The 17,108-nt window shown below is 69.2% G+C and carries 16 protein-coding genes and 2 pseudogenes; 10 read left to right on the top strand and 8 right to left on the bottom strand.

Translation table 11 applies throughout. The features are described 5' to 3' along the window. Positions 1–17: 17 nt before the first annotated feature. The 3 genes from ACODT5_RS30375 to ACODT5_RS30365 all read right to left on the bottom strand — a co-directional run bounded on the left by ACODT5_RS30375 (position 18) and on the right by ACODT5_RS30365 (position 1,472). Positions 18–320: a hypothetical protein gene (locus ACODT5_RS30375; RefSeq protein WP_422522348.1), complete on the bottom strand. Its 303-nt coding sequence runs from the start codon at positions 318–320 to the stop codon at positions 18–20. Between the two features lie 95 nt (positions 321–415). Next, entirely contained in the window at positions 416–850 is a 435-nt protein-coding gene (locus tag ACODT5_RS30370) for a hypothetical protein (RefSeq protein WP_422522347.1), read from the bottom strand. A 175-nt stretch (positions 851–1,025) separates the two neighbouring features. Beyond that, entirely contained in the window at positions 1,026–1,472 is a 447-nt protein-coding gene (locus ACODT5_RS30365) for a hypothetical protein (protein ID WP_422522346.1), read from the bottom strand. Positions 1,473–1,780: 308 nt separating this feature from the next. Between ACODT5_RS30365 and ACODT5_RS30360 the strand changes: the two are divergent. Together ACODT5_RS30360 and ACODT5_RS30355 are read left to right on the top strand one after the other, a co-directional pair. Further along, positions 1,781–1,935: pseudogene (locus ACODT5_RS30360) on the top strand (IS5/IS1182 family transposase); the annotation flags it as partial. A gap of 863 nt (positions 1,936–2,798) precedes the next feature. Continuing rightward, positions 2,799–3,230: a nuclear transport factor 2 family protein gene (locus tag ACODT5_RS30355; RefSeq protein ID WP_422522345.1), complete on the top strand. Its 432-nt coding sequence runs from the start codon at positions 2,799–2,801 to the stop codon at positions 3,228–3,230. 302 nt (positions 3,231–3,532) lie between these two features. On the opposite strand, the pseudogene ACODT5_RS30350 reads toward ACODT5_RS30355, so the two are convergent. After that, positions 3,533–3,713 (bottom strand): annotated as a pseudogene (locus ACODT5_RS30350) (IS256 family transposase); the annotation flags it as partial. Positions 3,714–4,113: 400 nt separating this feature from the next. Between ACODT5_RS30350 and ACODT5_RS30345 the strand changes: the two are divergent. Continuing rightward, positions 4,114–4,575 carry a hypothetical protein gene (locus ACODT5_RS30345; RefSeq protein WP_422522344.1) on the top strand — a complete coding sequence of 154 codons (462 nt, stop codon included), beginning with the start codon at positions 4,114–4,116 and terminating at the stop codon, positions 4,573–4,575. A 170-nt stretch (positions 4,576–4,745) separates the two neighbouring features. On the opposite strand, the gene ACODT5_RS30340 is transcribed toward ACODT5_RS30345, so the two are convergent. Genes ACODT5_RS30340 through ACODT5_RS30330 form a run of 3 tightly spaced genes read right to left on the bottom strand, consistent with a single transcriptional unit; the run spans position 4,746 to position 8,780 of the window. Continuing rightward, positions 4,746–6,638 carry an aspartate ammonia-lyase gene (locus tag ACODT5_RS30340; protein ID WP_422522343.1) on the bottom strand — a complete coding sequence of 631 codons (1,893 nt, stop codon included), beginning with the start codon at positions 6,636–6,638 and terminating at the stop codon, positions 4,746–4,748. 1 nt (position 6,639) lies between these two features. Then, the gene (locus tag ACODT5_RS30335; RefSeq protein ID WP_422522342.1) at positions 6,640–7,389 is read right to left on the bottom strand and encodes a class I SAM-dependent methyltransferase; all 750 of its coding nucleotides are present in this window, start codon (positions 7,387–7,389) and stop codon (positions 6,640–6,642) included. After that, positions 7,374–8,780, bottom strand: coding sequence for a class-II fumarase/aspartase family protein (locus ACODT5_RS30330; RefSeq protein WP_422522341.1), 1,407 nt, complete (start codon positions 8,778–8,780; stop codon positions 7,374–7,376). The genes ACODT5_RS30335 and ACODT5_RS30330 overlap by 16 nt, the downstream gene beginning before the upstream one ends. A gap of 112 nt (positions 8,781–8,892) precedes the next feature. On the opposite strand from ACODT5_RS30330, the gene ACODT5_RS30325 reads away from it, so the two are divergent. Further along, a complete protein-coding gene (locus tag ACODT5_RS30325; RefSeq protein ID WP_422522340.1) occupies positions 8,893–10,050 on the top strand; it encodes an aminotransferase class V-fold PLP-dependent enzyme in 1,158 nt (385 codons plus the stop codon). A 473-nt stretch (positions 10,051–10,523) separates the two neighbouring features. Here ACODT5_RS30325 and ACODT5_RS30320 read toward each other — a convergent pair whose 3' ends face one another. Continuing rightward, complete coding sequence (locus tag ACODT5_RS30320) at positions 10,524–11,207, bottom strand: ScbR family autoregulator-binding transcription factor (protein ID WP_422525089.1); 684 nt, start codon at positions 11,205–11,207, stop codon at positions 10,524–10,526. 269 nt (positions 11,208–11,476) lie between these two features. On the opposite strand from ACODT5_RS30320, the gene ACODT5_RS30315 reads away from it, so the two are divergent. The 6 genes from ACODT5_RS30315 to ACODT5_RS30290 all read left to right on the top strand — a co-directional run bounded on the left by ACODT5_RS30315 (position 11,477) and on the right by ACODT5_RS30290 (position 17,063). Then, positions 11,477–12,526 carry a ScbA/BarX family gamma-butyrolactone biosynthesis protein gene (locus ACODT5_RS30315; RefSeq protein WP_422522339.1) on the top strand — a complete coding sequence of 350 codons (1,050 nt, stop codon included), beginning with the start codon at positions 11,477–11,479 and terminating at the stop codon, positions 12,524–12,526. Positions 12,527–12,585: 59 nt separating this feature from the next. After that, positions 12,586–13,278: an HAD family hydrolase gene (locus ACODT5_RS30310; RefSeq protein WP_422522338.1), complete on the top strand. Its 693-nt coding sequence runs from the start codon at positions 12,586–12,588 to the stop codon at positions 13,276–13,278. Between the two features lie 32 nt (positions 13,279–13,310). Beyond that, complete coding sequence (locus ACODT5_RS30305; RefSeq protein WP_422522337.1) at positions 13,311–14,081, top strand: SDR family NAD(P)-dependent oxidoreductase; 771 nt, start codon at positions 13,311–13,313, stop codon at positions 14,079–14,081. A 203-nt stretch (positions 14,082–14,284) separates the two neighbouring features. Beyond that, a complete protein-coding gene (locus ACODT5_RS30300; RefSeq protein ID WP_422522336.1) occupies positions 14,285–14,917 on the top strand; it encodes a TetR family transcriptional regulator in 633 nt (210 codons plus the stop codon). A 128-nt stretch (positions 14,918–15,045) separates the two neighbouring features. Next, positions 15,046–16,005 (top strand): 2-dehydropantoate 2-reductase, encoded by a 960-nt coding sequence (locus ACODT5_RS30295; protein WP_422522335.1) that lies wholly within the window; start codon positions 15,046–15,048, stop codon positions 16,003–16,005. After that, complete coding sequence (locus ACODT5_RS30290; protein WP_422525088.1) at positions 16,005–17,063, top strand: NAD(P)/FAD-dependent oxidoreductase; 1,059 nt, start codon at positions 16,005–16,007, stop codon at positions 17,061–17,063. The genes ACODT5_RS30295 and ACODT5_RS30290 overlap by 1 nt, the downstream gene beginning before the upstream one ends. Positions 17,064–17,108: the final 45 nt, after the last annotated feature.

Genomic DNA, 17,108 nt, shown 5'->3' with positions numbered 1-17,108 from the left:
GGGGGGCAGTGCGCTGATCAGCGGAGGTAGTCAGCGAGGTCCGGGTTTTCCGCTGCTGCCAGTTGGGTCAGCTCGGCGACGGTAAGCAGGTCTTCGAAGTCGCCCGTCAGGCGCTCATCCAAGGAGGGCTGGAACCCCAGCATGTCCGGAGACGTGCTCGGTTCCGGCACATGGTGGACTTCGCGGTTCTTCAGGAATCGCTGATAGACGACGACGGCCAGGGCGAGGTCCCTGGTCGTGCACTCCCGTCCATTCCGGAGTCGTGCAAGATCGCCTGCAAGGCCGAGGACCTCGCTCGTGCCGTCCGCGTACTTCCGCATTCAGTTCTCCGTGGTGTTGTAGCCGGGGCAGCTGCCTCGGGCGTGGGTGCAGGTCGGGATCCGGAGGGCGCCAGGGCCGCATCGGGCAGCGGAGACTAGTGGAGTGCGGTCAGGTCCGCTGCGGTCTGCTCCGGGGCCCCGATGGCCTGCGGGTGCATAACCCGTACGAGCCGGGTATAGCCGCCTGCCGAGGACGCTGATGTGACCATGTCCGTGAGCTGTTGGCCGGAGTCGTCCCGGACCGTCATCTGTATTCGGGTCTCGGTCTTGTCCTCCCGGAGGACCTTCACCTCGTAGTCGACCGTGGCAGAGCCGTAGGGCATCGTCATCTTCGGGCAGGCTTCTGCTGCCGTGCGGATCTCGCGGGGGATGTCCGTGTCGCTGGACCAGTCACGGGTCAGTAGATACGACTCGCCCTTCTTGAACCCGAACACGACATCCTTCTTGACCCGCCGGTCGAGGAGTTTGACGAGCTGCTGGCATGCAGCCGGCGAAACAGTCCCGATCTCGGACTCGGCCCCCGAGAGCACCGGTTCCTCGACCCACCCGGCGGCTTCCAGATCCGCCCGTACTTGCCCCTGCGGACCCTTGCCGCCTCCCCCCTCTCCGGCGCATCCCGCGAGGACAGAGAGGAGAACGATGACAAGGGGCCCCGTGCGCCAAATAGTCACGGGCGGCACAGGTCTTCAGTCACGACGGCCACACTCAGCCCCGGCGCCACAGGTTGCGCGGCTGGCTGTAGTAGGTCGGCAGCTGGAACCAGTTCCCGTGCTGGCCGGCGTAGTCACCCTTGACACGGTAGAGCCAGTCGCCGATGCGCTTCGTAGCATTCGCGTTGACATGAACCGTGGTGCCCTTGTTGTAGCTGGTGCTGGTGGGGCCCTGGTCGTGCCAGCCGCCGTCACGGAAAATCTGGATGGTGGCGTGCGTGCGCGACTTGTCCCGCGCGGACGAGCATCTGACCTCCGCGAAACCCCTGACCGAAGTCGCGTCCGGAGCCCAGGGGGGCGGGGACTTGATCCAGGAGCACGTGACGACGTGCAGAGGCTCGACCTCGGACGCCTGGGCACTGCCTGCGGAGACGCCCAGGCCGACCGTGACCAGTGTGCCCGTGGCGAGGGCCGCCGCCGCGGCCTTCTTAAGACGGATCATAGGAAATTTCCTGCCTTCCCGTCGACTGTCACCCCCTCCATACGGCCGGGGTAGTCCGTCGACCCTCACACTGGAATGACCGCTCCTTGATTGCGAACCAACCGGTTGCCCGAATAACACCTTTACTGGCAGGTAGCGGCTGATCTCGATCGTTGGAAGTGTCGCGCTTGGGCGTGAAATATCAGATGAAGGCCCATGAACCCCGTTTGACTGGCACTCAGGGGGCGGTACGTGAGCGTGGTCGCCTGGTCGTGTGGGTGTACGGGATCCGGGCCGGTCGGTGGGCTTGGCCTCGTTGGGGTGTCGGGGTGAGTGAACGCAAGCCCTACAAGAGCGACTTACCCGATGAGTGGTGGGCGCTGATCGAGCCCGTGATCTCCGCGTGGAAGGCCGGGCACCAGTCGGTCTCCGGGCACGAGGCCGGTACAGGATGCGGGAGTTCGTGAACACCGAGGTGGAGCAGAGATATCTGTGGCCGCCGGTGGTCCTGGGGGACATCGTCGTTGCGCGGGCCACAGGTCCGCGGATCCACCCCTTCGACGCGTCCGCACCCTAGCGGCGAACGGTTGGGTGGCGGCCGGCGCCGTGCCTGCCTGTGGGAGGCATTCTCGGGCTTGCTGAGGGTGTGCCGTCAGGCTGGTGAAGTGCCATACGCACGGGCTGGAGACTGCGGAGTGTGACGGTGCCCAAGATCGTGGCCGGCCTGCTGAGGTATGGCACTCTCGGCTGTACGCGGAGGGCTTGGCTCATGGACGCGATGACGAGAGGGCTCGGCGCCCGTGGCCTCATGGAAGCGCAAGGACGGTGAGGCGATCGCCTCACCACTGCGGATCCGGCAGGGCCGAGCAGTGTCCGGCAGGATTGAAACCGGTGGAATTGTCCAGCCTTCTGGGAAAACTGCAGGTGAGACGGGTCACGCATATAGGTTCGAGTCCCACCCGCCCCACTCGCGCAGGCCAGAAGAAACCTTCTGACCTGCGAAAACGCATTTTTTGCGGCGGTGGGATCCCCGTTTCGGTGCGGCGACCGTGAGGCGATGCCCGTCCCCCGCAAGCCCGTAGAGGTCTGTGACCTGGGGTTTCGTTCGATTCGTCGGTGTGATGCGTGGTGGTTGGTCCCACGGCCGTTGCGAGGCTTGTGGCTCGCGCCTGGCGGCCGCCCCTCGGCGCTCGGGTCATGTCTGCCCAGTGCTGCTCCGCAAAGGATCGTGGAGGGGTGTGGATCAAGCTGTGTCCTTGAGCGGAGTGCCGTTGCAGGTTCATCGCTGATGGCCTTCGGGCCACGGGCGTATGGTCGAGAGAGGCGCCCGTCCGAGCGGAGGCCGCCATGTCGGAGACCGAGGTCCGGGAACTTTTGCGCCGCGCGGTCGCGGACAGTGACGCGGCCGCGATGCGTGAGGCCGTCGACCGCCTCTTCGCCCAGGGGCCGGACGGGCTGTCTCCGGAGGCCGAGTACGCCATCCGGCACCCCGACTACGTGATGGAGATGCCGCAGTCGGGCGAGCGGATCCGGGGCCGGGACGCGATGCGGGCGATGCAGGAGTCGTACCCGACGCCGCCGGCCATCACCGTCCGGCGAGTGGTCGGAGCGGGCCCGCTGTGGGTACTCGAGGGCGTTAACGACTATGCAGGAGACGTCTGGCACATGGTGGCCGTCCTCGAACTCGACCCGCTGGGCCGGGTGGTCCGCGAGACCCGGTACTACGGTCGGCCGTTCGAGCCCGAGCCGTCCCGTGCCGTGCTGGTCGAGCAGATGTGACGGCGGGTCGGGCACTGCCGTCGGACCTCGGCCTCTGGCGCCTCGCCGACCCGGAGGGCTTCTCCGCAATGATGGTGGCTGTGCTCCTGAAGGAAGTTCGCCCCGCCCTTGCTGCTGCTGGCGAGGTAGAGGGAGAAGCCCCAGGTGTGCAGGACGTCGCTGAACCGTAGACGGCGCAGTGGCAGCGGCTCCTCCTCGTCGGCAACTCGCCCGCGACGTAGGTGAATCCGGCGCGGAAGCGAACCTGGACGCCCCCAGTTGCGGCCAGCGTTCCTTGGCGCAGGTGGTGCTGCATGGACTCAGACTTCACGGCCGCCGTCCTCGGTGACACCGGTCGCGATGACCACGGACTGGGACACGATCTGATGGTCGACGCGGGCCTTGACGTATGCCGGTGTCCGAGCCGGGAGCCTGGACCAGGTCGTCGTCCGAGCGGGTCGATACCCCGTGGACGTAGGCCTCCATGACGACCGCGTGTCTGGCTGCGGTCCGCAACGGGCACGGGTGCCGCCACTGTGGACACATCAAGCGAGGACTAGCGCGGCGGCTCGACCCGGAACAGGCGAAGGCGGAGATGCGGGAGGCTGGATTCGAGCCGCTGGAGCTGTGCCAAGGCGTGGACGCGGCGTGGCCGTCCCTGTGCACGGTCTGTGTCGGTACTGCGGCTCGGCCCGTCCGGCGTCCGTGAGGGCAAGGGATGCCGGTTGTGTGCGGGCAATAGTCCGATCGATCCGGCGCAGGCGGCGGCGGAGATGGTGGCGGCCGGAGTGGACCCGCTGGAGCTGTACCCCGGTGCGTGCAGCCCGTGGAAGTGCCGGTGCCGGACCTGTGGGCGCGTGACGGCCACTCCGCGACTGGCCACCGTACGCCGGGGGTTCTCCCCGTGTCGGGCCTGTGCGGTCGTGTCCGGTGGCGTCAAACGCCGTTCAACAACGTCGTCTCCGGACAGGGGGGTGCCGGTAGCACGCCCGGCGGCTTCGACAGCGTTGCTCCGGCCGTGGTGTACGCGCTGCACCACCCGGAGCATCCGCGAGGGGCGGCGGTGAAGGTCGGCATAACGGGGGCCGCGACCAGCCGGCTAGTGGGCTACGCCGCATTCGGCTGGCAGATCCACGGAACGGTGACTTTCCCGGTCGGCACCGACGCTTACGAGGTCGAACAGGTCACGATCACGGCGATCCGGCGGCGCGGACTCCGACCGTTCCTGAGTAGAGACGACATGCACCCCCTCGGCGGACACACCGAGACGTTTGCCGCCGCCGACCTATCGGCCGACGACCTGATGGCTCTGATCCGGTCGGTGTCCTCCAGCCGCGGCACCGGTCAGTCCCAGGTGTCCCCGTAGCGGGTTCAGCCACCCCGACTCCGGGAATCCCAGACCCCCCCCCGCGGCCGGCGAGAACGAGCCGGCCGCCACCGCCCTGCGCGGCCTGGCCGACCAGGCCTTCGACCTCGGGAACGTCCCCACCGCCCAGGGCAGGCGGCCACTTGCCGTATCAGCCCCGACCCCGGCCCTTATGACACGGGGTCGGCAGCAAGGGCCGCGACCAGGCCTTCGAATTCCTCCCACCAGGGCAGCTGGTCGAACCGAGGGACGTATTCGTAGCGTGTGCTGTGGACGTGCGCGACTTTGGCCCGTAGATCGGTCGCCGCCGCCTCGCTCAGGCCCAGCTCGATGCGGAGCCGGTCCAGGAGGGTGTTCTCCTCGGCGTCCACCGTCTTGTCCGCGTAGGCGATCCACAGAGAGCAGGAGTAGATGAGTTCACGTGCCTGGAGGTCTAGAGAGGCCAGGTCCGGCGGCAGGGAAACCGAGGTAGTCAGGTCGTGGTCCATGGACACCTGCAAGACGTCCGCCACGACGTTGAGAGCGCTTAGTTCCTCCGGGGCGATGACGACATCGGCCTGGGCCATGGCCGCCGCGACGGTCATCAGGCTGCGGCGTACCTCGGCCGGCATCCCGGCGATCAGCGCGCGGGCCTGCGAACGGCGCCGGTCGACCAGGCGGTCGAGGACCGTGGAGCTAAGTGCGGCGTCGGTGAGGGTAACCGGGTCCAGCAGCACGTCGGCCGTCTCCTCGTCCATGACACCGAGGAGTACCGCGGACTCCCGGATCGAGGTGCCGTGCTCCTTGGCGTGGTGCGCGACCCGGGCGCCGGCGTCGTGGCCGAAGACCACGCCTACCATCGACGAGAGCGCCAGGCTTTGCTCGGCGTAGCCGCGGCACCGTTGCGTGTCCATCCGCAGGCCCCTGATGCACTTGTCCGCGAACAGCGGGACGCCGCGCTGCAGGAGTCGGCAGGATTCGAAGAGGTTCTTGGCGATGACCGCGGTCCAGGCGTTGTAGTCCAGGTCGGCGCCCTGGACGGCCATCGTGATCACCGTGTCGTTGCCGGAAATCTGGTAGGCGATCTGGGTGATCATCTCCGGCAGGACTGGATTGACCTTGCCGGGAACGAACGAGGAACCGGCCTGCACGGCCGGTAGGCTCAGCTCCATAAGCCCGGCGCGGTTGCCGCTGGACAGGAGCGAGATGTCGCGGGCCATCTTCGCGAGGTTGGTCGCGAGCCCTTTGAGGACGGTAGAGATCTCCTGGAAGATGTCGCCGTTCTGGATGCAGTCGAAGAAGTTGGGGTGCTTGCGGACCGGCAGGCCGGTGACCTCGGCCAGGCGTGGATAGATGCGCTCGAGGTAGCTGGCACCCACCCCGAGGCCGGTGCCGACGATCGTGGCGCCCATCGGCACTTCCAGGCTGTTCGCGGCGGCGGCACGCAGGCGGGCGATGCTGCGCCGGACGACGGCGAGATACGCGCCGAACTCCTGGTCGAAGGTGATCGGCACCGCGTCCTGCAGACAGGTGCGGGCCAGCTTGACGGCGCCGCGGTACTCCTCGATCTTCTCCTCCAGCGCACTCTCGAGCACGCCGACGGCGGCGATCAGCGCCTCGAGGTCCCGGCGTAGCGCCAGGGTGATCGCAGTGGCGATCACGTCGGTGGTGGACTGGCACGCGTTGACGTGGTTGTTCGGGTGCACCAGGTCGTAACCCTTGCGGCCGCACAGGATCTCGTTGGCCCGGTTGGCCAGCACCTCGTTGACGTTCATGTTCGGTGAGGTCCCGCCGCCGCCGCTCATCATGTCGACGGGGAACTGGCGCCGGTCGAACCGGCCGGCCGCGACCTCGTCCGCGGCCTGGCAGATGGCCGCGGCCACCTGCGGCCTGAGGACGCCGATGTCCGCATTCGCGAGCGCTGCCGCCTTCTTGACGTGGGCGAGCGCGGTCAGGTAAGCGGGAAAGTCGCCCAGCACGGAGCCCGAGACGTCGAAGTTGCCCTGCGCGCGCACCGTGTTGACGCCGTAGTACACGTCGTCCGGCAGGCTGACCGTCCCCAGCTCGTCCTCATCTGTGCGCATCTCAGGCCCCACTTCCACCGGTGTAGCGTGCAGCGACGTACAGGACGGGGCCGCTCAAGTCGTTCTCCTTGGACTCGGTGTTGTCGTACATGCCGATCACTTCGAAGCCGTGCGTGGCCAGGTAGTGCTCCACCTCCATGGGGAACAAGAGCCGGAATCGGACGAAGTCCGTCCGGTCGGGTTGTCCGGCGATGGACCACACGCGCTTGCGCACGAGCAGTTGTTGCCGTCGGTCCAGCCGGTAGACGGCGTCGGCCGTGGCCTGCAAAGACGGGGTGTCGATGGTGAACCGGTGCCGCATGCTGCGCCCGTCCGGGTCAGAGATGGCGTTCGGCAGGTGCAGGAGCAGCAGCGTGCCGGGTTCGGAGTGCGCCGCGAAGGTCGCCATCGCGCTCTCCAGGTCGCAGGGTGCGTGCAGGTTGCACAGTGCCCAGCCGACGCACGTGATCACCTCGAACGTGGTGCCGAGCCGGAACTCGCGCATGTCGCCGACGTGGAATTCGATCCTGGGCCGGCGTGTGCGGGCGAAGGCGATCATGTCCGGTTGGAGGTCGACCCCGGAACACCGGACGCCGCGCCGGTCGTAGTAGTCGAGGTCGCGGCCGGTTCCGCAGCCGACGTCCAAGAGGCTGGCGGGACTACCGCCGAACAGCTCCAGGCACATGCGCGGGATCTCGTCCCCTGACCCGTCGTAGATCTCCTCGTATAACGCCGGATTGTCGTAGAGCAGGTTCTTCAGGCTGCTTTCCATGCCGTCCTTTCCTTGAGCCACTGCCTCGCCTCGTCGACGACGCCTTCCACGAGCCGCGCGGAGTCGCCGAGATAGCCGGATGGTTCGAAGACTGCCTCGAGGTGGGTCGCGCTCAGGTGTTGCAGCACCGAGCCTTCGCGCAGCAGCTCTTCCTTGAGGCTCAGGCCGCGGCTGCGCGCGTCCTGGCTGCGGTCGTAGACCCAGGTGTACGCAGGCTGCGCGCCTATCTCCGCCGCCAACAGCAGCATGAGGCGTTCGGTGCACACCTGGTCGCTTACGGCGCGCACGTTGGCCAGGAGCCGGTCCCGGTGAACGGCCAGCCCGCCGATCACATGCTGCAACGTGGCTGCGGCAGCGAGCGTGTAATGGGAGACGTCCGGCACGCAGGCCCATTCCAGGCGCAGGGTTCGTCCGTCGCGTTCGTGGTCGCCCGCCATCGCTGCGAGCGCCGGCGCTACTTGGGCCGCTGCCAGCCGGGCCAGCGCGACCACTTGCTCGCATGCTTCGGGGTTTCGCTTATGCGGCATGGTGCTGCTGCCGACCATGCCGGGCCGCCACGGCAGCTCGAGCTCGCCGAACTCCGGACGGGACAACGTCCGTACCTCGTCCGCGATTCTGCCCAGAGTCCCGGCCATCATCGCGAGAGCGCACACGTACTCGGCCACCCGGTCCCGGGCCGTGTGCCAGCCGACCCGGGGCACCTCGAGACCGAGACGCCGCGCGAAGACCTGGATGAGCTCCGGCCCCTGCCCGCCGAATCCGGCCATGGTTCCGACGCCGCCGAAGAGCTGGGCCACGAGGACGCGCCTGCGCATCTGACCAAGGCGCTGCGCATCGCGCAACACCTCGTCAATCCAGCCGGCCACCTTCAACCCGAACCCCATGGGCAGGGCAGGCTGGGCGTGGGTGCGCCCGAGCGCCGCGTCACTCGCGTGCGCCTCGGCCAGCTGGGCCAGGTCAGCCACCAGGGGTGTCAGCAGCCTGTCGAGCTCGTCCAAGACGTCGCGCATCTCAAGGCACTGACCTGTGTCCTCGATGTCCTGAGTGGTGGCGCCGACGTGCAGGTACCGTCCGGCCTCCGGACCGCACGCCTGCCGCACGCAGGCGAGCAGCCCGACCAACGAGTGACCGGTCCTGCCGATCTCGGTCCGCACCCGCTCGAGATCGAGGCCGCTCACGTCGGCCGCCGCTGCGATCTCGTCCGCCGCGGCTTGTGGGATCAGTTCCAGCTCGCCCTGGCTCAGCGCGAGCACAGCCTCCACCTCCAGCCAGCGCTGGAACCGGCACACGTCGCAAAAGATTCGCCGACTTTCGTCGGTGCCGTACCCGTTCCCGAAGAAGCGCGAGTCGACGATGTGCCCACGCTCGTGTCTACAGCTCTCTAATGGCATGCGGGCACCCTTACCCAGGGAATCGGAGATCTACTGATGTGCGTGCGGATCTCTGGCAGAGTCTGTCTCTGTGATCAACCCCGAGGAGGTCCGCGAGGACACGCCTGGCAGCGTGGGCCAGGTGTTCTTGGACAGCGCGGGCTCTTCGCTGATGCCTCGCCAGGTGCTCGACGAGGTCGTCGGGCACCTGCGACGTGAAGCCGAGATCGGCGGGTACCGTGCCGCCGAGGAGCGCCGCGCCGACCTCGACGCAGGATACGGCGTGGTCGCGGAGCTCTTGGGCTGCCGTCCGGACCAGGTCGCGTTCACCGACAGTGCGACAAGGTCCTGGCTGGCCGCGTTCGACGCGGTGCCGCTGAAGGCCGGGGACCGCATCCTCATCGGTGAGGTCGAATACGCGGGTAACGCCGTCCCGCTGCTGATGCGGGCCGAGGCGGTCGGGGCGACCGTAGAGGTCGTCCCGTCGGACCGGGACGGAGTGTTCTCGACCGCGGCGCTGGAGGAGATGCTCGACGAGCGTGTCAAGCTCGTCTCGCTGGTGCACGTGCCGGCCAACGGCGGTGTCGTCAATGAGGTCCGCCGGGTTGCCGACGCCGCGCACGCGGTCGGCGCGTTGCTCATTCTCGACGCGTGCCAGTCCGCCGGGCAACTGCGCCTCGACGCCGCTGGACTCGACGCCGACATCGTCACCGTCACCGGGCGCAAGTGGCTGCGCGGCCCCCGGGGCACCGGCGCCCTGGTGGTGCGCGATCGCGCCGCGAGACTCCTGCGGCCCCGCCTGGCCGACCTGCGCGGTGGCAGCTGGTACGGCCCGGGGGAGTACCGCCTGCGCACGGACGCCCAAGTATTCGAGCTCTGGGAGGCCGGGATCGCGCAGCGCCTCGGCCTCATCCGCGCGGCCCGTTACGCTCTGCGTCTCGGCGTCGGGGAGATCGAGGCCGCCGTCAAGGCCAGGGCCGCCCGGTTGCGCGTCGGCCTGGCCGGGCTCGCCGGTGTTGTCATCCACGACCTCGGCGCGGCCCGATGCGGCATCGTCACCTTCACCGTCGAAGGGATCGACAGTGCCCGGGTGCGGGATGTGCTGGCCGGTCAAGGCATCACGGTGAACGTGAGCCGCAGCCCGTCCACGTTGCTGGACATGACCCGGCGCGGCCTGAGCGGCATTGTCCGCGCGTCACCCCACTACTTCGTCGACGACGTCCAGATCGACAAATGCATCGACGTCGTCGCGGATCTTCCCCGACTCAGTCGACCGCCGAAGGGGAGGTGAAGGCGAGCCGGGCCGGCCTACCTGGGATATACGGATTTTCGTGGCGGACCTGCCCCAGGACCTGCCCAACCCGTGATCGTCCGGTTCATGGCCGACGCGGGAAGTCGGTGAGGCGATCGCCTCACCAAGTCCGATTCGGCAAGGCCGAGGAGGATCCGGCAGGATCGAAACAGGCGGAAAGGTCCGACTTGCTGGGGAAGTCGCAGGTGAGACGGGTCACGCCAATAGGTTCGAGTCCCACCCGCCCCACCACAGCCCGTGGTCGCAGGAAGGTTTCACCTCGTGTGAGCCGCGTCCACCGTGCATCACCGGTTCTCACCGGTCCCCAGGGAAGTGCGGCAGCGGCAGAGAGCCGTACGCGCCTGGCCTCTACCGCTCCCGGACGCCCGCGCCACGTCGATGACGGCGTCGGACCGTCCGCAGAAGGTTCCGACGGACCGTCCGCAGCAGGTTCCGACGGAGCGGCCGCTGGTTCAGGGCGTGTCCTCGGAGGGTGTCCCCACCGTTGCCGCCGAAGTCATCGCGTCCAGGAGGGCGGCCTTCGCGCGGGCCGGGTTCACCTCGGTGCGGGCGATGACGGTCGGGACGGCGATGCCGGGCATGAGGAGGCGCCACATGCGGATGACGCGGTCGTACAGGTCCGCGCGGTCCTCGCTGGCGACGGCCGAGTAGGTCTGCATGCCCGTACACGCCTCGACCACGAACTCGGCGAGCTCCGCGGGGTCGACGCCCGCCTGGAGTTCGCCCTTCTCGATGGCGACCCGCAGACAGTCGGCCATGATGCGGCTCCAGTCCTGGTACGGGGCGATGTCGCGGGAGCCGAAGGCGCCCTGTTCGTTGGTGAGGCGTACGCCCGCTCGCAGGAGGACGTCGGTCTGGAGCTGGTGGGCCCAGACCAGGGTGATGTCGACCAGGCGCTGGAGGCCCTCGGAGGAGAGCCAGGGGATGATCGAGTCGGGCTGCGCGTTCATGACCGCGCGGGCCAGGTCTTCCTTGGACTTGAAGTGGAAGTACAGGGCGCCGGCCGTGAGGTCGGCTTCCGCGAGGATGCGGTTGATGCTCGCGCCGGCGAATCCCACCTTGTCGAAGACGACGGCCGCAGCCCGGAGGATCTCCTTGCGGGTCTGGATGGCCCGTTCCTGCTTCGGCCGCTGCACCACGATGCCTCCTAGAACAAACAGAACATTTCTTATGTTACGTAAGGATTGCTGGTGGTGCTACTCCCCCGGTTCTGAGGGGAGTGTGCGGCAGGATCGGGCATGGCGGGATTGGATGCTATCAGTCGCCTTGACCAGAAAAGGATGCCCCTGGGCACCTCCGCTTGGCGAAGTGATGGGCTTTCCTTTGCCATCTATTTACTCAAAACAAAACGAGCATTCTTTATTTTCGTGGCTGGAACAGCGTCTGCTTCTCGGGGGGATCCCAGATGTCCGTCACCATCGCCAGAGCGAACCCGCATGACCTGCACGCCCTGCACGACCTGCTCGCCACCTCGGTTCCCGGGGAGTTCGTCCACAAGACGGTGCAGTCCGAAGTGCTGCTGACCGGCTGGTTCCCGGTGGAGCCCGACCGGTTCCGGGTCACCGCGCGCTGGCCCGTCGACCACGCCTTCTACGAGCCGGTGAACGGCTATCACGACCCGTTGTTCATCGCCGAATCCGTACGGCAGACCGTCCCGTTGCTCAGCCACGTCGCCTACGACGTGCCTTTCGGCCACCGCCAGACGTGGAGCACCTTCCGCTACGAGATCGACCCCGCCCCCCTGATCGCCAAGACCACGGCGGCCGAGGTCGAGATGGACATCCGCTGCTCGGACGTCGTCCGCCGCGGCGGACGGCTCGCCTCGGTGCGGATGCGGGTCGAGATGACCGTCGACGGGGTCCGGCTGGGCTGGGTGGAGACCGCCTTCTCCAACCTCTCGCCCACCATCTACCCGCGCCTGCGCGGCCCCTACGCCGACATCGCGGAGGCGGTCCGGCGGGCCGTTCCGCTGGCCCCGCCGCTGGCCCCCAGCCGGGTCGCCCGCTCGCGCTTCGCCGACGTGGTGCTCTCGCCCACCAACGCCCCGGACCGCACCCAGCTGCGCGCCGACCACTCCCACCCGTTCCTGTTCGACCACCCGGTCGACCACGCGCCCGGCATGCTGCTCCTCGAAGCGGCCCGGCAGGCCACGCACGCCGCGGCCGGGAAACGGCCGGTGATCGCCACCGCGATGGACGTCTCCTTCGCGCAGTACGTGGAGTTCGACGCGCCCTGCTGGATCCAGGCCGAAGCCGTCGGTGATCAGGTGCGCGTCCAGGCCGAGCAGAACGACGTCTCCGCCTTCACCGCTCTTGTCACCGCGACCCCGGTCCCGGCGTTCCTGCGCACGACCAGGCCGCAGGCCGCGACCCCGGCCAAGGCCCCGGCCGCGACCCCGACCCCGACCCCGGCCACGGCCCGTATCCCCGGGCAGCGCAGCCTCCGGGCATTCTGACCGGACCCGACCCGCACGACCTCGTTCCGACAACCAGCCCAACATCACGGGGGATCCACATGCTCCAACCGCTCGCCCATCTGCGCCTCGCGGCCGTCAACATCGACGGGGTCGTGCTGGAGGACACCTTCAGTCCGGTCATCCACCACTTCCTCGTCAGCCGCGGCTGCGCCTACACGGCCGACATCGAGCGCAGCATCTTCTCGCAGCCCCGCGCCATCGCCGGCCGGCTGCTCGCGGAGGCGATCGGCGGCACCATGACCGGCGCGCAGGCGCTGGAGGAGTACTTCGTGGAGCGGGCGGCGTACGTGGCCGCGCATCCGGTACGGGTGAGCGACGGGGCCCTCGAGCTCCTCGGGCGGCTGCGGGCGGCGGGGCTCGCGACCGTCTGCTACGGCGGCCTCGCCAAGGACCACTTCGACACCTTCCTCGGCGCGCACGCCGACCTCTTCGACGGCCCCGGCTACCTCTGCACCGACTCCTGCCGGCCCGGACTGCGCGAGATCGCCGCGGAGTTCGGGCTGGCGCACGACCGGGTGCTCGTCCTCGACGACGTGGCCCGGGTGGGGGAGGAGGCCGGGCGGCTCGGGATGTCGTTCGTCGGGCACCCGAGCGGCTTCGAGCACAGCTTCCAGCGGCAGTTGATGCGGGAGGCGGGGGTCCGGCATGTGGTGGACTCGTTGCACTCCGTCGACGCGGAGCTGCTGAACATCCTCGACAAGGAGGCTGCCGCCTCCGCGTCGGCGCATTGAAGACCGGTACGGCGAGGGGGCGTTGCGAGCACATGAGCAGTGAGAAGTTGCTGAGCGGCAAGGTGGCCATGGTCACGGGGGCATCGAGCGGCATCGGGGAGGCGGCCGCCCGGTTGTTCGCCGCGGAGGGGGCCGCAGTGGTCCTCGTCGCCCGGCGCAAGGACCGGCTCGACGTCCTGGTCGACGAGATTCGCGCGGCCGGCGGCCGGGCCGTCGCCGCCCCCGCCGACGTGGAGTCCTCCCGCGAAGTGGAACGTGCCGTGGCGACCGCCGTGGACACCTTCGGAGGCCTCGACGCGGCCTTCAACAACGCCGGTTACGCGACGGCGGGAGTGCCCCTGCACGAGATCGACGACGAGGTCTACGAGCGGACCGTCGGGGTCAATCTGCGCGGGGTGTGGAACTGCATGCGCCATCAGGTGCCGGTGATGCTCGCGTCCGGTTCGGGCGGCTCGATCGTCAACACCTCCAGCGTGGCCGGTCTGAAGGCCACCGGTGCCTCGGCCGCGTACGTCGCCGCCAAGCACGCGGTGATCGGGCTGACCAAGGCGGCCGCGCAGGACTACGCCCGTCAGGGGATCCGGGTCAACGCGCTCGTCGTGGGCTGCACCAGGACCGAGATGATGGACGGGGTCCTCGACGCGCACCCGGCGCTGGAGGAGACCTTCCTCTCCCACTCGATGCAGCACCGGATGTCGGCGCCGTCCGAGATCGCCCAGGCCGCCGTCTGGCTGTGCAGCGACCGTTCCTCCTTCGTCACGGGCACCGCGATGGCCGTGGACGGAGGGGCCAGCGCCTTGTAGGCCGGTCGTCGAGGAAAAGCGTCTCCTTCGGGGGCGGCCGGGGTCTCCCGGCCGCCCCCGAAGGCGTTCACGCCCCATCGACCGCGTTCACGTCCCATCGCTTTTTCGTCAATGGCGCACCAGGGGTCAGAAAGTAGAGAACGTTTGCTATGTTTTTTGGAATGAGAGACGGGGGGTCGGCGGCGAGGTAGGAGGTCAGGTGGATGGCGATCCAGGGGAGGGCCGTGCGGACGCGCGGCGCGCTTGTCCGGGCGGCGGCGGCGGAGTTCGACGAGGCCGGCTACGAAGGCGCCAGGCTGTCGCACATCAGTGAGCTGGCGGACGTCTCGATGGGGGCGCTGACCTTTCATTTCCCTGCCAAGGCGACCCTTGCGGCCGCCGTGGAGGAAGAGGGCCTGGCGATCACGAAGGCCCTGGTGGAGCGCCTGTCGGACGGGCGTGCCCCCGGCTTCGAGGCGGTCGTCGAGCTGACCGTCGGGCTCGTGGGGCTGCTTGAGGAGGACCTCGTCGTACGGTCCTGCGTGCGGCTCGCCAGAGAGCGTCCCGGTGGCGGGGGGCGGTGGGTGGACGTCTGGCTCCCGGCGGTGCGCGACCAGCTGTCCCTGGAATGCGCGGGTGGGCACTCGGTCCTGATCGAGGAGGTCCGGCAGGGGATGGCGGACCTGGTCGTATACCTGCTCGCTGGTGCAGAACTGCAGGTCAGAGGCGGTATCGGTGCCCCGGTCGGCGTGCCGTACAGCGCCGGCCGGCGGCTGGAGCGGATCTGGCGTCTGATCCTCGCGGGGGTCCTGGCCGAGCAGGCCTGGTCCGGGGGAACCTGCTCGCTCTCTTCTTGAGTGGGTGAAAACCCCTAGCAAAACAAAGCGAGCGTTCTGTATTGTTCTCGCTGTGGGGGCGATCCGGCCTCCAAGGCGCGCGCCCCTCGGGCGCCCGCTTGGCGCATCGCAGAGAAACGGGGAAGTCCGTGAAAGTAGCGGTGGTTGGAGCCGGCGGCATCGGCGGCTACTTCGGCGGCCGTCTCGCCGCGGCCGGACAGGACGTCCGGTTCATCGCGCGGGGACGCCACCTGGAGGCACTGCGGCGCGACGGGCTCACCGTCGAAGGCCCGGCGGACGGCTCCGGCGGCTTCTCCGTCTCCGCGAAGGCGCTGCGGGCGACGGACGACCCCGCCGGGATCGGGCCGGTGGACTTCGTCCTCCTGGCCGTCAAGACCTGGCAGTTGCCCGCCGCCCTGTCCCTGCTGAAGCCGCTGACCGGAGACGGTACGGCGGTCCTCACCACGCAGAACGGGGTCGGCGCGCCGGCCGAGGTCGCGGAGGCCTTCGGCAGGGAATCGGTGCTGCCGGGCAGCGCGAAGATCATCACGTATCTGGCGGGACCCGGCCGGATCCGCCATGTCGGCGGTCTCGGCTCCCTCACCTTCGGCGAGTGGGACAACCGCCCTTCGGCGCGGGTCGAGAAGCTGCGGCAGGCGCTCGACGAAGCCGGCGTGACGGCCGTGGTCCCGAAGGACATCTGGGCCGAACTCTGGGCCAAGTTCCTGTTCGTGGCCCCGTTCGGCGGTCTCGGCGCGGTCACCGACGCGCCGATCGGCGCCCTGCGCGGCCGACCGGGCACCCGGCGGCTGCTCGCGGACGCCATGACCGAGATCCAGCGGGTGGCCCTGGCCGCCGGCACCACGCTGCCGGCCGACATCGTGACCAGTACCCTCGCCTTCGTCGACGCGCAGCCCGCCGAGGGCACCTCGTCGCTGCAGCGCGACATCGCCGCCGGTCTGCCCTCCGAGCTGGAGGCGTGGACGGGCGAAGTGGTCCGCCTCGGCGCCCGCCACGGCGTCGCGACTCCGGTCAACGGCCTTCTCTACGAGGTGCTCAGCCTGCGCGAGGCGCTCGCCGCCGAGCGCCGCGCCGGGGCGGGTGCGTGATGGCCCCCCGTATCGACGCACCCGGTACGGAGGGCTCCCGTACGGCAGCCGCCGAGATCTCGGCGGACCTCGCGATCGTCGGCGCCGGCCCGGCCGGCCTCTACGGCGCCTACTACGCCGGCTTCCGCGGCCTGTCGGTCGCGGTGATCGACGCACTGGACGAGCCCGGCGGGCAGGTGTCCGCCATGTACCCGGAGAAGCTGCTGTACGACGTGGCCGGGCACCCCGGCATCAAGGGCCGGCACCTGGTCGACAACCTGCTGCGGCAGGCCGAGCCCTTCGACACCACGTACCTCCTCGGCCGCACGGCCGTCAGCCTGACGCCGCGGGGGACCGGCTGGAGGCTCGGCGCCGACGACGGCACCCGGGTGCTCGCGGGCGCCGTGGTGATCGCCGCTGGACTCGGCCGGTTCGTCCCGCGCAAGCTCCCCTGCTCCGTCCCCTACGAGGGCCGTGGTGTCGCCTATCACGTGCCGCGGCTCGACGCGCACGCCGGTCGGGAGGTGGTGGTCGTCGGCGGCGGCGACAGCGCCGTCGACTGGGCGCTGGCCCTGGCCCCGATCGCCCGGAGCGTGACCCTGGTGCACCGCCGGGACACCTTCCGCGCCCACGACTACAGCGTCCGTCAGCTGTTCGCCTCGTCCGTACGGGTCCTCACCGACGCCCAAGTCGTCGCCTGCCACGGCACCGACCGGCTGGAGCGGGTCGAGATCCGCGCCGGGGAGGAGTCCCTCGTGCTGCCGGCCGGTTCGCTGGTCGCCGCGCTCGGCTTCTCCTCCGGGCTCGGCCCCCTCGCCGGCTGGGGCCTGGAACTCGAACACCGCCGCATCCGCGTCGACCAGTCCATGCGGACCAACCTCTCGCAGGTGTACGCCGTCGGCGACGGCTGCACCTACCCGGGCCGGGTCCCCCTGATCTCGGTCGGCTTCGGCGAGGCGGGGACCGCCGTCAACCACGCGGCGGTGGCCCTGCGTCCGGGCCAGCGGCTCGCGCCCGAGCACTCGTCCGACACCCACCCCGGGGGCGTCCTCTCCGTGCCGGAGCCGGTCCCCGCGTAACCCGCCCCAAAGGCGCACCACTTCAACCTGCCCAGAGGGGGCTTG

Source organism: Streptomyces tatrensis (assembly GCF_049310065.1).
Lineage (GTDB): Bacteria > Actinomycetota > Actinomycetes > Streptomycetales > Streptomycetaceae > Streptomyces.
The sequence above is the reverse complement of the archived record's forward strand: the minus strand, read 5'-3'. Positions and strand labels throughout refer to the sequence as shown.